The organism is Mariniflexile sp., from assembly GCF_052728615.1.
Map to the genome: position 1 here is coordinate 103,578 of NZ_JBFVFE010000001.1, position 14,609 is coordinate 118,186.

Genomic DNA, 14,609 nt, shown 5'->3' on the forward strand with positions numbered 1-14,609 from the left:
TGTTTTTATGTTTTAATGTGATATCACAAGATTTTTACAAGCCCAATAAGGCTTCGATTACTATGATGGACTGGTTATATTGATATAGTGTGTTTAGATACTCTGTTTGAATACTGTTCGCCAAAGTGAGGTTTTGCAAGTATTGCGTATAGGAAACATCACCGCTCTTAAAGCTCTTTTCCGAATTATCAATGATAAGTTCCGCTTGTGGCAGGGCTTCATTTTGATAGTAATCTAAAGTACCTTGAAGTTTGTAATATTCTTGCAATAAATTTTGCAGTTCCCCTTGCAGTTGCGTTTTATTTAACTCAATTTGAGATAGGACGATGTCCTCTTCAATTTTGGCCGTTTGAATTTTGGCTCTATGTCCACCAGGAAAAATGGGAATTGCAACACCTACTTGAAAGTATGAAAACCGGTCACCACGATTATATCGAATGTCCTGCCCATCTACAAATTGGTCTCCCACAAAGGATTGACTATTATAACCGAACATAATATCCGGTAACACCTTGTTCCTCTCCACATTAGTCTCCCTTTTCCTTACTTCCAACTGTTGTTTTAAATAAACGTAAAACGGGCTTTGCTCCACAGACTGGCTTTCAATATCTAAATCTATCTCACGACGAACCAGTTCACTATCTGTAATAGTAATCTCATCATTTGTGTTCAAAACTACCTGAAGCTGCTTTTTGGCGATTCTCATATTAGCTTCGTTTTGTTGAAGCTTGTTTTTTATTTGCATCGCTTGAGTTGCCGAGGTTACACTTTCCAATTTTGTGGATTCGCCAGATTCATATCGCATCGAACTTGAACGGTTGAGATTGCCATATAGACTATCTTGACGCTGCAACAATTGTTTATTCTGCATTAAAAACACATATCTGGAATAGGCTGTTTTTACATCCGCAATCAGGTCGTTTTCTTTTATAACCTTTAGTTGTTCACTGCTACTAACTCTTGCTTTTGCGAGTTTAAACTGACTGGTATAAACTGTTGGAAAATTAATCCGCTGTGTAACTCCATAAAGGTTATCCTTTAGCGTAGGCGTATTAAATTCGCCACTTGAATATGTAAATTCTGTTCTGGGAATAGTTATAGCACCGTATTTTCCTTTTTCTTCAACCTCGATTTCATATTGAGCGATTTTAATACGGTTATTGTTCTGAAGTGCCATTTCAATAGCCTGCTGCAATGTAATTTCACGTTCTTGAACCATACTTGTTTCTTGTGCTTGAAGTTGCATTGCCGGAAAGAATAGTCCGCCAATCACGATTAAAGTGGCAGCTATTTTCTTGCTTCTAAAATTGAATTTAGCCTTTCTATCAGTAAAATAAATATACAAGACTGGAAGAACGATTAGCGTTAATGCGGTCGCCGTAATCAATCCACCAATAACCACAGTTGCCAATGGTCGCTGTACCTCTGCACCTGATGAATTTGACAAGGCCATAGGTAAAAAACCTAAAGCAGCTACGGTTGCCGTCATTAATACAGGTCTCAATCTCACACGAGTTCCTTTAATGACGCGTTCATAAATATCGGTTACACCTTCTTTATCAAGCCTGTTGAATTCAGCTACCAGTACGATTCCATTTAAAACAGCCACACCAAATAGGGCAATAAATCCGATTCCGGCTGAAATACTGAAAGGTAGGTCTCTTATAATTAGTGCAAAGACACCGCCAATCGCTGATAAAGGGATTGCCGTAAAAATGAGCAAACTTTGCTTTATTGAACCGAAAGTAAAATACAGCAACACTAAAATCAGCAACAAAGCTATTGGTAAAGCAATCACTAACCGTTGATTAGCCTCTTGCAAGTTTTGAAATTGCCCGCCATAGGTTACATAATAACCAGCTGGCATATCAACCTTCGAATTCATAATTTGCTTGATGTCCTCAATAATACTTTGTACGTCCCTATCACGCACGTTGAAGCCAACAATAATTCGACGCTTTGCATTGTCACGCTGAATTTGTACAGGTCCCGGTTCAAATGAAATGTTCGCCACCTGACTTAATGGAATTTGATTTCCCTGTGGTGTACTGACATACAAATTCTGTACATCGGTAATATCTGTTCGGTAATTTTTGTCCAATCTCACAACAAGGTCAAATCTACGTTCCCCTTCATAAACAAGTCCTGCCGAAGTGCCCGCAAAGGCAGTCTCAATAGCATTATTTATGTCCTCGATGTTCATTCCATATTGAGAAATCTTATCGCGGTTCATTTGAATATTAATCTGTGGTAATCCGGTCACCTCTTCAACATACAAATCTTCAACACCCTCAACCGATTTTATTTTGCTACCCACATTACCAGCCAAATCTGAAAGAAGATTAAGGTCTTCACCATAAATTTTGATGACAACATCCTGTTTTGCACCTGTCAAAAGTTCGTTGAAACGCATTTGTATGGGTTGTTGAAAACTAAAAGTAGCATTTGGGATTATAGACAGGGATTCTTTCATCTCTGCTGCCAGTTCTTCTCTTCCGCCAGCCTTTTTCCATTCGGATTTTGGACTTAAAATAACCATCATATCGCCAGCTTCAATGGGCATAGGGTCTGTGGGAATTTCCCCTGAACCAATCTTATTTACAACTTGCTTTACTTCATCTGGATATTCATTTAATAATATGGTCTGCGCCTTTTGAGAAACATCAATCATTTGGTCGATGGAACTTCCAACAGGCACTCGGGTTTCAACCGCAAAATCTCCTTCGTCCAATTGCGGAATAAACTCACCACCCATATTTGCAAAAACTATCAGCGTTATAACAAATAATCCTCCTGCCAATCCAAGTACCAATAGTTTTGCGCGCAAGGCAGCTTCTAAAATAGGTTGGTACATACGCTGAAAGAAATCCATCATTTTATCGGAAAAATTCCGTTTATGTTCCGTCTTGCGACCCAGTGCAAGGGCAGACATCATTGGAACATAGGTAAGTGATAAAATTAATGCTCCAAGAATAGCGAACATTACCGTTTGTGCCATTGGATGGAACATTTTTCCTGCAACCCCGCTCAAAGCCAAAATAGGAACGTAAACAATTAATATAATGATTTGTCCAAAGGCAGCGGAATTCATCATTTTACCAGCAGAAAATTTTACCTCGGCATCCATTTGTTCAGACGATAGCTTAACAACTCCAGAATACTTCTTTTTACTGGTATGAATCCCGAACATTACGGATTCAACTACAATCACCGCCCCATCTACGATAAGACCAAAATCTATGGCACCCAAACTCATTAGGTTTCCGGAAACCCCAAAGAGGTTCATCATCGCGATTGCAAAAAGCATTGAGAGCGGAATGACCGAAGCCACTATCAAACCACCTCTTAAATTCCCAAGAAAGAGGATTAGTACAAAAATTACTATCAACGCACCCTCCGTAAGATTAGTTGTTACAGTCCCTATTGCACGGTCCACCAAACCTTTCCTATCCAGATAAGGCTCAATAGTTACGCCTTCGGGTAAAGTTTCTTTAATCTGTTCAATTTTAGCTTTTACATCATTGATAACTGCGGAAGAGTTTGCTCCCTTTAGCATCATTACAATTCCCGTAACAACTTCGCCTTCTCCATTTCGCGTAGCCGCTCCATAGCGCACACCGTGACCAAATTGTACTTTGGCAACATCCCTTACAAGTACCGGTGTGCCGTTATTTACTTTAACAGCTATTTTCTCCAATTCTTGTAAATTGTTCACAAGGCCTTCGCTCCGAATAAAATAGGCATTAGGACCTTTATCTATATATGCGCCACCCGTGTTTTGATTGTTTTTTTCCAGAGCGGTAAAAATATCTTCAATAGTAACATTCATACTTTGAAGTTTATCAGGGTCTATGGCAATTTCATATTGTTTGACCAAACCACCAAAACCACTCACTTCTGCAACACCAGGTGTTCCCAATAGTTGTCTTTTGATAATCCAATCCTGTATAGTTCTTAATTCGGTGGCATCATATTTATCTTCATATCCTTTTTCGGTATGAATTACATATTGATAAATTTCACCCAACCCTGTAGTTACGGGTCCCATTTCTGGTTTTCCGATGCCTTCAGGGATATCTTTGGCGGCCAGCGTTAATCGTTCTTGAACTTGTTGCCTTGCCCAATATAAATCTACACTTTCCTCAAAAACAATAGTTACAATGGAAAGTCCGAAACGAGAAAAGGAACGCATATCCTTAATACCAGGAATACTAACCATAGTTTGTTCTACGGGAAACGTGACTAATTGTTCTACTTCTTGTGCCGCTAAAGTGGGTGATATGGTAATAACCATAACTTGATTGTCTGTGATGTCTGGAACTGCATCAATGGGAAGCTTCGTCAGCGAATAAACGCCCCATCCAATTAGAGCCAGCGTAAATAATCCGATAACAAGTTTATTGTTTATCGAAAATGCAATGATTTTGTCTAACATTATGTTTAAAATATTTTTAAGTTGTAAATAATAAAAATGAAAATACCATACAAGTTATCTATGGATTTGAGTTATACAAAACCAATGATTAAATCTTAAAAAATAAATATGGTAAAATGGTAATAACAGCGAAGCATATATTACCGAAGCATAATAAATTTGCAGACACTATTAATGTATCTGTCTAATTTTATTAAACTAAAGAGGGGTTAACAGGTAGGTGGGCCTCGTGAGTCGAGGGATGAGAGATAAGAATTGAAATAATTATTGGGTGGATGATAGACAGGCGGTTTACTATTTTGCCTATATTCAACTGAAAAAATTCCTTTAATTTCAACAGGACTCTTTGTAACATCCTTGTCAACAATGGTCTGTTTCTCGATTGTATTCCTTTCAAGTAAGACTATATCGCTGGACACCGTGGAATGGGTATGCATATCCATAACGAACCCAAAAAACCCGTAAGGGGAATCTTCTTTCTCTTGGGAACTATCATCGTGATGACTATCCTCGCCAGTATGGGCAATATTAAAATGGGAATGAGCGTCCTCGTGTTGATGGTGCAAATGCGGAAAAACCTGATGCAGCATCATTAGGCTAAACAAGCCTAAAAAGAAAAATGCCGCTATTTTATTTGGTTTTTGCATTAGGTACAAAGATAACATTATTTCTTATTTGTGAAAATTTAGAATACTTCAATCTCTTTTAGAAAAGGTAAAAATCCAGTTTAAGGTACTGGATGAACCTTTTTATAATGTTTCTTTAAACCATTGCATATATTTCATCAAACAATATCTTATCCAATTTTTCCTGTTGTGAAAAGGTCTTTTTTAGAGTATTGTGAAGCATCCAATTAAAGGCATTATATCCATCCCATAATGTGGGCGTTGTATGGTAATCGTGTCCTTCTTCGGCTATCATATCCAATAATTCTCTGGATTTTTTTGAAGGATTATCGTTTTTGTCGCTACATTCATAGCGGAACAGTTTCGTTTTTTCCAATATTTCCTTTACGAATGCTTTGGTGTCGATAAGTTCAATTTCTTCCATTTCTCTGAATTTTCTTGTGATTTCATAATATTCATTGTTCAGAAATTTATCAAACAACAAATTCAATTTTGGCATTATTAAATCCGTATTGTTCTTGCTGTGCTTTATCGAAAATGCTATTTCTGATTGGGCAACGTGCAAACCATTGGTACAAATTTCTCTATAAAAACCAAAATGTCCGGAAGTTTTTTCTCTTCCGTCATAGGAATTCTTGAAACGCAACATCGGCAATATTTTGTCCTGTCCATTTTTTAATGAAAACTGGTTGTCATCCTCGATTATAAAATCTGTAATGAAAGACCTATCATTTCTATTAATCGTGCGTTTATGATATTTCAGATTGGCATCCAGCAATAGCTGTTCGGCTTTTTTGAAGAACAGTTCATTTGGAATATGGCCATAACTGTTCGAGACCACATTCACAATCTTTCCATTGGAAATAATGGCATTTTCAAGCCCTCTTCGAGATTCCATACCAGTAATGCTTTTTAACGATTTCATTTCATTTGAAACGAAAATTTCATCTTGTTGTAAACGATTTAAATACATAATATTTGATTTTAGACCTGTCTGATGACAGATGATTAAAAAAAGAAAGCCTACTCTTGCAAGCAGGCTTTTACATTTGAAGACATTCTCTTCTTAAAGTTCAAATTGTACAATCTGTTCTTCAATCTCTGATTTACGTTGTTCCAAAGTGGACTGTAAATGGGTAGTGACCAACTTTATTAAATTCGTATTGGTCGTCTTGAATTCCAGATTACGTGAGTCCCTAATATGAAAGGAACTTGAATCATCCTGATTGTAATTAAACTTTGTAAGCTCGTTCAATGTTTCCGTCAACCGTTCACGTTGATTGGCCAAACCTCTCAATTTTTCAAACTTTTGAATTCTGTCATCCAAATTAATCTCTGGTTTTTTGGCTACCACAGGCTTTTCTGGTGTAACAGTTTTTCCGATAGCTTCCTCGGTCAACTTCTTTTGAACTTCCTTTTTAACGGTTGCATTTACTTTTTTTGCTGTTCCGTTTGATTTTACTTTTGTTTCCATAATTAAATGATTTTAGATTAAACAATATTTGAGCAAAACCCAAACGGAAGACAAAATTTTAGAGTGGAAAGGAAACGGAATAAATAAGCGAGGGAAGAAGCGTTGGCTTTATGCCGTCCCTTTTCCGAAAAATATTTTGCGACGTTTATATTTCGGTAATATTGTATGAATACTCTCTACCTCAAATTTTTCTATAGAAGTAATCACGTAATAGACCCATAATTAAATAGTTAATTAATTCATTTTATGGATATTCTGACTGCGAAACTGACAGATATTCTGTATGAATGATAAGGTTTAATAAACGGAATTTTAAGAACTACTAAATGTCATAAAATAAATGACTTTTTATGTTGGTTTGAAATAATACAAATTATATATTTGCACCATCAGAAAGTAAAGCATTTTACTTTAAGTTCATTTATAATATCGTCAACAAATCGGCTAACAGTTGTGTTTCGGAATCTGTAACTGATTGATATATATAATATTATGGGGAAAGGGTATAATCCTGCCACCCCGACGAACCTAGTAATAGGAAGTATCAAAACACTGTTAATCGTATGATTATCAGTGTTTTTTGTTTTCAGGCATTTTATTTGATGCCAAATGAAAGCAATTAAACCCAACAAAAAGGTGTGCAATCAGGTGTGCACTTTCTCACTAAAATTGTCGTAAATTTAAAGAGCATTTAAAAGCAATTTGACTTTCGTTTTTACAAAAAAATGTCAAACTAAAGCCGTTAAAAATGCAGACAAACAGCACCTTTTCAATTATTTTCTTCACAAGAAAATCAAGAAGTACTGCGAACGAGTTATCCATCTATGTTCGTATTACAGTTTCTGGACAACGTTCAGAAATGAGCCTAAAAAGAACCATCTTATTTAAAGAATGGGACAGTTCAAAAAACAGAGGACGTGGAAGCACTTATAAAATAAGAGTTTTGAACGCCTATCTAGATCAAGTTTATAGCCAATTATTGGATTGCCACAAACAACTGTTGGAAGAATCCAAGATCATTAGAGCCAATGCCATAAAAGCAAGGTACTTGGGCGAGGACGATAACCATAAGACTTTAAAAGAATTAATTGCTTACCATAACACTAATATGGTTACCGTTTTGAAGCCTGGTACGATGAAAAACTATGCTACCACAGAAAAATACTTGGATAAATTCCTGAACCAAAAACTAAAAACAAACGACATCTATTTAAAACAATTGAACTATCGTTTTATCATAGATTTTGAACAGTATTTGAGACACTACAAAAACACAAAAAAGAAGCTCATGCTTAGCAATAATGGCGTTATGAAACATTTAGAGCGTTTTAAGAAAATGATAAACCTAGCGGTAAAACTGGAATGGATGCCCAAGAACCCATTCAACCAGTTTCAATTGAAGTTTGACAAATATGATAGGGCATACCTAACAGATAGGGAACTGGAGCAAATTGAAAACACTTATTACAATAATGACAGGTTGGAGCGAATAAAAGACTGTTTCATATTCTCTTGCTATACAGGATTGTCCTATATCGACGTCAAGGAACTGACATTAAACCAAATTACCATAGGAATAGACGCAACCCATTGGATATTCACTATACGGGAAAAAACGAGCGAAAGGGTAAAGATACCCATCCTGCCCCAAGCCATGGCCATTATCGATAAGTATAGGGATGTCAGTGAAAAGAAAGAAAACAGGCCACTGTTGCCCCTTTTCTCAAACCAAAAGGCAAACAGTTACTTAAAGGAAATTGCCAAAGATTGTGGCATACACAAGAACGTTACTTTTCACGTTGCCAGACATACTTTTGCCACTACGGTGATGCTATCCAACGGCGTTCCCATCGAAACAGTGTCCAAACTGCTGGGACATTCCAAACTATCTACTACTCAGCTCTATGCACGGGTAGTGGAGGCCAAGATAAGCGAGGATATACAAAACCTTCTCATAAGGTTTGAAACAAAAAAGAAAAAAGCAATGGAAGTTTTAGAGGGCTGAAAACCGTTTTTAAAGGGATGGATTCAGAAGCTGGGTATTTAAAAATGGTTTTTGTAACAGTTCAGAAGTGTGCGCGGGGAATCCATGGCTTTAAAAATGAAGCAAGCTCGCCCCAAGCGAGCGCGGTAGGTCAAAGCGCATCTTCTTCTAATTTTTCTTTTATGGTGTTGTATTGTTCAACAGTCAATTTTAAAGAATAATGATTGGTACCAAAAGTGTTTTTGACTAACCTCATATTTTTAAGTATATCGCCAAGTCTGTACCTAATTTGAGTCAATTTCGCATTGTTTTTTAAATCGGCATCACGATAGTACGCTAGTTCCTCATTTTCAGTTATAATTTTTGGTTCTCCAAATTCATTTTCTGCTACACTTGGATTTTGAATAGTTTCCATTTCCTCAAACAGGGATTCCAAAAGTTTCTTTGTGGGTTTCAATTGAGTTTCTTCAACATTTCTTAAAATAGAGACGATGGCATCCATACGCTTGTTTAGAATATTGGAATAAGATGAAAAATTCACCCTTAAAGTATCATAAGGAGATACATTGTTGTCCTCAAAAAAAGCAATCATATAATCCAGAGTTTCGGAATAGTTAGGGCTTGTTTTTTTAGAATATTTCTTAAATTTATCAATGGTTTTTTTCTTTAACCGAATGGTATTAAAATCATCCATAATTTATTGAATTGTTACAATGAAAGGTTGAATTTACTGGGGGTAAAATCAAATTTAGCGCAAATTTGAAAAACAACAAAATTTTTAATAGATTTAATCAATTGAAAATCAACAAAGTACAAATCAGTAACATCGCGCAGCGTGTTACCCTCTTGCTATTCCCCCCTTAGTTTCATGTAACCGTTTTTAAAGGGATGGATTCAGAGGCTGGACATTTAATTCGTTAGTAACTTATTACTACGTAATCCCCTTTTTAATTATAACCCAACAGTATAAGTGAATTGCATTTTTTCCTTTTTCAAGCTGTTTCATTACAAAGAGGTTGGTTATTTATCTGAATTGTTCACGAAAAATGAACGTTCAAAAAAGTTAACATAAATAATAAAATATATTCATTTGTATTATAATGTATCGAGTTCTGTAACTTGAACTTTGTCTAAAGGCGAAAGTTTAATTATTGTTTCTTTAATAATTTAATCTATAAAGTTTTTTTACTCAGTTAATAAAACACTCTTTTTACTAAAGGGCAGTATAGTGGAGGTAAAATGTGTGTGGAATGGAAAATAACTCACTTACTAAATTCAATAAAAACATGGCCATTTACAAGTCTATTTTCATTATCAACACCTGAAAAGACTCCAGCTTCACTTTCGTTTTTTTCTTTCAAAAAATAGGTTTTAAAGTAGATATCAACACAGTCTAAGGCAATTATTCCGACTAACTTAAAGCTAAAATGCACAATGGATCCTTTATTATTTAGCTGAAAGTTTTCATTCTCAAAATATACATTAGGCGTGTGTGATTTTATTGTGAAATCATTTCCTGAAATCTTAAATTTTAGTGTTTCCATGGTTGAATCATTTAATTCGAATTTCAATACATAATTACCAGGAATTAAATTATAAATAGAGGCGTAAGGGCTCTTATTAGAGAGTTCCATGATATCTTTAGGAACAATGCTTGGGTTAATAATTCTACTTTTTCTTAACTCTTGCGCTATATAAGCAGGTATAATTTTATCTTTTGATTTGGCTTCCATTTCCTCTCGCGATTCACACTTTTCAAAAATACTTTTACCCGCTACAGTTTGCGTATAAATATCGAATGTACAATACGTGCCAATTAGAAATTTTGTGTTTGAAGGATCATTATGACCAATATAATATATTTCACTGCCTCCTTCTACTAATTTACCATCAAGAAGTGTCTTCGTTTTTATATGCAAGGTGTCTTCTCTTCTAACAATAGTACCAAAACTATGATGTGTTTTAAAACTACCATCATCTTCCGGATATACATAAGCATGTGTTACTTTTTTAAAGTCTTCTGAGATTATAGTTTGTCCTTTATTCAACTTATTGTCTTCACCATAATAGTAACTTATATAATAAAATATGCTGTTGCGTTTTTCATCATAGAGTAAAGCAAGTTGTTCGCGAGTTTCATCTTTTCCAAGAGAATTTTCATTTATAAACGTCTTAAAATCGGCATAACCTAAATACAGTAATATTATAGATTTGTAGTACTTACTTAGTCTAATTACTGGCCTTCCTTTATAGGCTTGTCTGGTTTTATCATATAAATACTTACCATTTATAAATTCTGTACCTATAACTTCGAAATCTGACTTTAAGGACGGTTTAGACTCATCGAAATCACCATAGCCATATAATTGATAATTTTTTGGAAGCTGGACTAATGCATGCTTGGTTTTAAAGGTTTCATTAATTTCTTCAATTAAAAGTTTGAAGAACTCTGAAGTAATAGATAAAGCAAATTCTTCAGTTTTTTTCATAATATTCCTATTTTAATTATAAACTTATTAAAAATATTTATAATTATTAAAATTAATATGAATAAATATTTATTAAACTAATTTTAAACTATAACTAAAACTATATCAAAATGAAACGAATTTTATTCTTACTTGTTTTCCTTCCTGTTTTTGGTTGGAGTCAGAGCGTACTTGTCTCTGGAAATGTATCGGACAATAACAACGCTATTCCAGGTGTTAACATTATTGAAAAAGGTACTAGAAATGGTACAACTACCGATTTTAATGGAAATTATGAGATTTCTGTATCATCAAATACTGCAGTTTTGGTCTTTTCATATATTGGCTTTACGTCTCAAGAAATCATTGCTGATAAAAAAACAACTATAAATGTAAAATTAATTGAAGATACTCAGGCTTTAGATGCAGTTGTTGTACAAGGGTTTGCAGGTGTTGTGGGAAAAGCTAGAAAGCGTACAGAGTCTATACAATCTATACCAGAATCGGTAACTGCTTTAAATTCGGAAGGCATTGAAAAAGCAGGTATAAATAACGTGACTAACTTTGCTAAACTAGTACCAAACCTAAAATTGAATTCTTCTCAATCAGCAGGTATTAATTTTTTAACAGTACGTGGAATTCCACAAATTAGAAACGCAGATGCACCTGTTGCTTTTGTTATAGATGGTGTAACTATACCAGATCCTAGTTTATTAAACCAAGAATTGTTCGATTTAGCATTAATTGAAATTGTAAAAGGACCTCAAGGTGCTCTATATGGAAAAAATGCAATAGGTGGTGCAATAAATATCTATTCTAAGGAACCTACAAATAGTAGTAAACATAACATAACGATGGGTATTGGAAACGGAAATTCAATTTTAGGACAATTCGTTTCGACTGGTGCTATTGTAGACGATAAGGTCTTCTATAGATTTTCTACACAAGTTCAAGACTTTGGTGGATTATTAACTAATGAGTATTTAGACGAAAAAGTAGATTATGAGACAAATTTTAACCTTAGGGCGCAAATAATTGCACGATTAGCTCCAAATTTCAAAGTAACTGGTACATTTCAAACAATGGACGTAAGCGCAGGTGCTGCGAGATATTCTGTTAATCCAACAGGAAATGTATTTGTAGCTGGTTTTCCTGGTGGCCCACTAAACCCAAATCCAAGCAGTGGTAACAATATTATATCTCTTGATAAATCTGGGAAATCTGATCTGAATAATTACTTTGGTAGCTTTAACATGGAATACACACTTAATAAAGTGAAAATTCAATCTATTACGTCATACAATAAAGTAGATAGATCCTTATCCGGAGATTTAGATTTCACACCTTTTAATGACTTTACGCAAGGTGAAACTGCCGAAACAAAGACATTTAATCAAGAATTGAGGTTTAACAATATAAATTCAGGTTCTAAATTAAACTGGAGTGCAGGTGGATTCTATCAAGATATAGAAAAGCCTTTTTTCCAAGATGGATTAAGTCGTGATTTCGATTTAAATCAATTATTTTATGGTATTGCTGCCGATGTAGTTAATACAACTACAACTTACGCTTTCTTCGGTTTTGCAGATTATAAATTATCAGAGAAACTTACGGCATCTGTAGGTTTTAGGTATGATAATGATACTTTTAAACAATTAGATAATTTGTTTGGAGTAACTTCAGAAAGAACTAATGGTGTTTTTCAACCTAAAGCATCCTTATCATATCAAGCAACCGAAAGTGCTTTAATTTATGCCAACTATGGTAGAGGCTATAGAACAGGTGGTTATAACCCAGCAGTTACAGATAAGTTTAATAGAGATTTTAAAGATGAACTTACAGATAATTACGAATTAGGTTTTAAATCTTCTTGGTGGAATAATAGATTTATATTAAATGGATCTGCATTCTATACAGATTTTAGCAATCAACAACAATATGTTTTCGATTTAAACACATTCTATGCAGGTAACTATAATTATGAAAAAAGTAGAATTATTGGTTTTGAATTGGATGCGAAAGTTAGACTTTCAAAATACTTAGATTTATTAGCAAATTATGGTTTTGTTGATTCTGAAATCACAAAAGGTGGTACAACAGGAGGTGCAAACGGTACAACAACAGATTTAAATTCTTTTAATGGAAAGAAAACGCCATTTATTCCTCAAGATAACTTTAATATAGGTTTAGAATCTAGCTTTGCTATTAGTGAAAAAGCGACTATGGATTTGAGTTTAAATCTAAACAATACAGGGAAAACGTATTGGGACGAAAGCAACGATGCTGCCTTTACTTCAGATGCATACCAATTATTAGATGCACGTGCTAGCGTATCATTTAATAAAGTTAAGATTACACTTTGGGGTATGAATATCTTAGATCAGCAATATTATACAGAGTATGTTCCTGGGTCTTTATTTGGAGCTTTTGACGATCTTGGATGGAGAGGAAGACCTGCGACTTACGGAGCAACGGTTTCACTATCATTTTAAATTGATTAATAGCAATTTTTTAATTTAATTAATAAAAAGGAGAATGCTTTAAGTTCTCCTTTTTTTAAAACAATATATAATGGCAGATTATTTTTTAGAGCGCGCAAAAGTCGCTAAAGTAATGATAGAAGATATGTTTAAGGTTAAACCTGGTGAAACTGTTGCAATAACAGGTGATACTGGTTCTGATAGAGATTTTGCCGATGCTTTGGCAGCTGCAGCTCATGCTGTTGGAGGTTTACCACTTATCCTTTGGACACCAAAAGCGTCACAAGATGGACAAGCAGGAATTAACGAATGGCCAGCAAAAGCACTAACAGCAGCACTTTGTAAAGTAGATGTTTGGATAGAATTACAATCTACGATCATCTTATATTCTCATATTTGGGAAACCGCTATGGCGAAAAACAAAAAATTAAGGTATTTGATTATTGCAGATAGCTCAATTCAATCTTTAATGAGAACTTTTGTTGGCTTCGATATTAGTAATCTTGAGCAATTCCTAGTAAAAGTAAAAGAGATGACCATGAAATCTAAAGTCATTAAAATTACCAGCACAAATGGTACTAATGTCTCTTATGAAACAGATTTGAATTATGCTTTTGACATAGATAGTGGCGATTATTCAAAACCAAAATTTGGTACAGCCCCTGGTTATGTAAATATTGTTCCTAAAACAGGAACTATGAAAGGCACTATAGTTTTTGATTTATTAATGAATGCCAATGTATATGGTACGAGTAACCATGTTGAATTTATAATGAAAGATGGTAGGATTAATGACGTAAAGGGTGGAGGTGAAGCAGAAAATTTTAAAAGGTATTTAGCATCTTTTGATGATCTAAATATGTATAAAATATCTCATAATATGTTTGGGTTTAATCCCAATGTTAGAAATATGTGTGGCGAAGTTGTTGAGGATGAACGTATTTGGGGAGGGGTAGATTTTGGTTTCGGACATACAAGTCCTATGGATATGCCTCCTTTAGGTCAAGTAGCTAAATCACATTTTGATGGCGTAGTTAGTAAGGTTAGTATCTTTTTAGATGATATTCAAATAGTAGATGATGGAAATGTTTGTCATCCAGAGCTGAAATCATTAGCTTACAAGCTAATTGGGAATTAAAAAA

9 protein-coding genes are annotated in these 14,609 nt (G+C 34.6%); 3 read left to right on the forward strand and 6 right to left on the reverse strand.

Annotated elements, in window-relative coordinates:
- Positions 1-34: 34 nt before the first annotated feature.
- The 4 genes from ACU1LP_RS00530 to ACU1LP_RS00545 all read right to left on the reverse strand — a co-directional run bounded on the left by ACU1LP_RS00530 (position 35) and on the right by ACU1LP_RS00545 (position 6,535).
- Entirely contained in the window at positions 35-4,435 is a 4,401-nt protein-coding gene (locus tag ACU1LP_RS00530) for a CusA/CzcA family heavy metal efflux RND transporter (protein ID WP_445733490.1), read from the reverse strand.
- 209 nt (positions 4,436-4,644) lie between these two features.
- Positions 4,645-5,082, reverse strand: a complete 438-nt coding sequence (locus ACU1LP_RS00535; protein ID WP_445733489.1) for a hypothetical protein — start codon at positions 5,080-5,082, stop codon at positions 4,645-4,647.
- A 115-nt stretch (positions 5,083-5,197) separates the two neighbouring features.
- A complete protein-coding gene (locus ACU1LP_RS00540; protein ID WP_445733488.1) occupies positions 5,198-6,034 on the reverse strand; it encodes a DUF932 domain-containing protein in 837 nt (278 codons plus the stop codon).
- A 93-nt stretch (positions 6,035-6,127) separates the two neighbouring features.
- The gene (locus ACU1LP_RS00545; RefSeq protein WP_445733487.1) at positions 6,128-6,535 is read right to left on the reverse strand and encodes a hypothetical protein; all 408 of its coding nucleotides are present in this window, start codon (positions 6,533-6,535) and stop codon (positions 6,128-6,130) included.
- A gap of 748 nt (positions 6,536-7,283) precedes the next feature.
- Here ACU1LP_RS00545 and ACU1LP_RS00550 point away from each other — a divergent pair.
- Positions 7,284-8,540 carry a site-specific integrase gene (locus ACU1LP_RS00550; RefSeq protein WP_445733486.1) on the forward strand — a complete coding sequence of 419 codons (1,257 nt, stop codon included), beginning with the start codon at positions 7,284-7,286 and terminating at the stop codon, positions 8,538-8,540.
- Between the two features lie 130 nt (positions 8,541-8,670).
- Here ACU1LP_RS00550 and ACU1LP_RS00555 read toward each other — a convergent pair whose 3' ends face one another.
- Positions 8,671-9,213 carry a BfmA/BtgA family mobilization protein gene (locus ACU1LP_RS00555; protein WP_445733485.1) on the reverse strand — a complete coding sequence of 181 codons (543 nt, stop codon included), beginning with the start codon at positions 9,211-9,213 and terminating at the stop codon, positions 8,671-8,673.
- 568 nt (positions 9,214-9,781) lie between these two features.
- A complete protein-coding gene (locus ACU1LP_RS00560; protein ID WP_445733484.1) occupies positions 9,782-11,008 on the reverse strand; it encodes a hypothetical protein in 1,227 nt (408 codons plus the stop codon).
- Positions 11,009-11,118: 110 nt separating this feature from the next.
- On the opposite strand from ACU1LP_RS00560, the gene ACU1LP_RS00565 reads away from it, so the two are divergent.
- Positions 11,119-13,479 carry a TonB-dependent receptor gene (locus tag ACU1LP_RS00565; RefSeq protein ID WP_445735248.1) on the forward strand — a complete coding sequence of 787 codons (2,361 nt, stop codon included), beginning with the start codon at positions 11,119-11,121 and terminating at the stop codon, positions 13,477-13,479.
- A gap of 79 nt (positions 13,480-13,558) precedes the next feature.
- Positions 13,559-14,605, forward strand: coding sequence for a hypothetical protein (locus ACU1LP_RS00570; protein ID WP_445735249.1), 1,047 nt, complete (start codon positions 13,559-13,561; stop codon positions 14,603-14,605).
- Positions 14,606-14,609: the final 4 nt, after the last annotated feature.

Bases quoted from the DNA above. Each gene is read 5' to 3' on its own strand.
- ACU1LP_RS00555 (WP_445733485.1), bottom strand. From the start codon at position 9,213: ATGGATGATTTTAATACCATTCGGTTAAAGAAAAAAACCATTGATAAA.
- ACU1LP_RS00570 (WP_445735249.1), top strand. From the start codon at position 13,559: ATGGCAGATTATTTTTTAGAGCGCGCAAAAGTCGCTAAAGTAATGATA.
- ACU1LP_RS00540 (WP_445733488.1), bottom strand. From the start codon at position 6,034: ATGTATTTAAATCGTTTACAACAAGATGAAATTTTCGTTTCAAATGAA.
- ACU1LP_RS00545 (WP_445733487.1), bottom strand. From the start codon at position 6,535: ATGGAAACAAAAGTAAAATCAAACGGAACAGCAAAAAAAGTAAATGCA.
- ACU1LP_RS00530 (WP_445733490.1), bottom strand. From the start codon at position 4,435: ATGTTAGACAAAATCATTGCATTTTCGATAAACAATAAACTTGTTATC.
- ACU1LP_RS00560 (WP_445733484.1), bottom strand. From the start codon at position 11,008: ATGAAAAAAACTGAAGAATTTGCTTTATCTATTACTTCAGAGTTCTTC.
- ACU1LP_RS00550 (WP_445733486.1), top strand. From the start codon at position 7,284: ATGCAGACAAACAGCACCTTTTCAATTATTTTCTTCACAAGAAAATCA.
- ACU1LP_RS00535 (WP_445733489.1), bottom strand. From the start codon at position 5,082: ATGCAAAAACCAAATAAAATAGCGGCATTTTTCTTTTTAGGCTTGTTT.
- ACU1LP_RS00565 (WP_445735248.1), top strand. From the start codon at position 11,119: ATGAAACGAATTTTATTCTTACTTGTTTTCCTTCCTGTTTTTGGTTGG.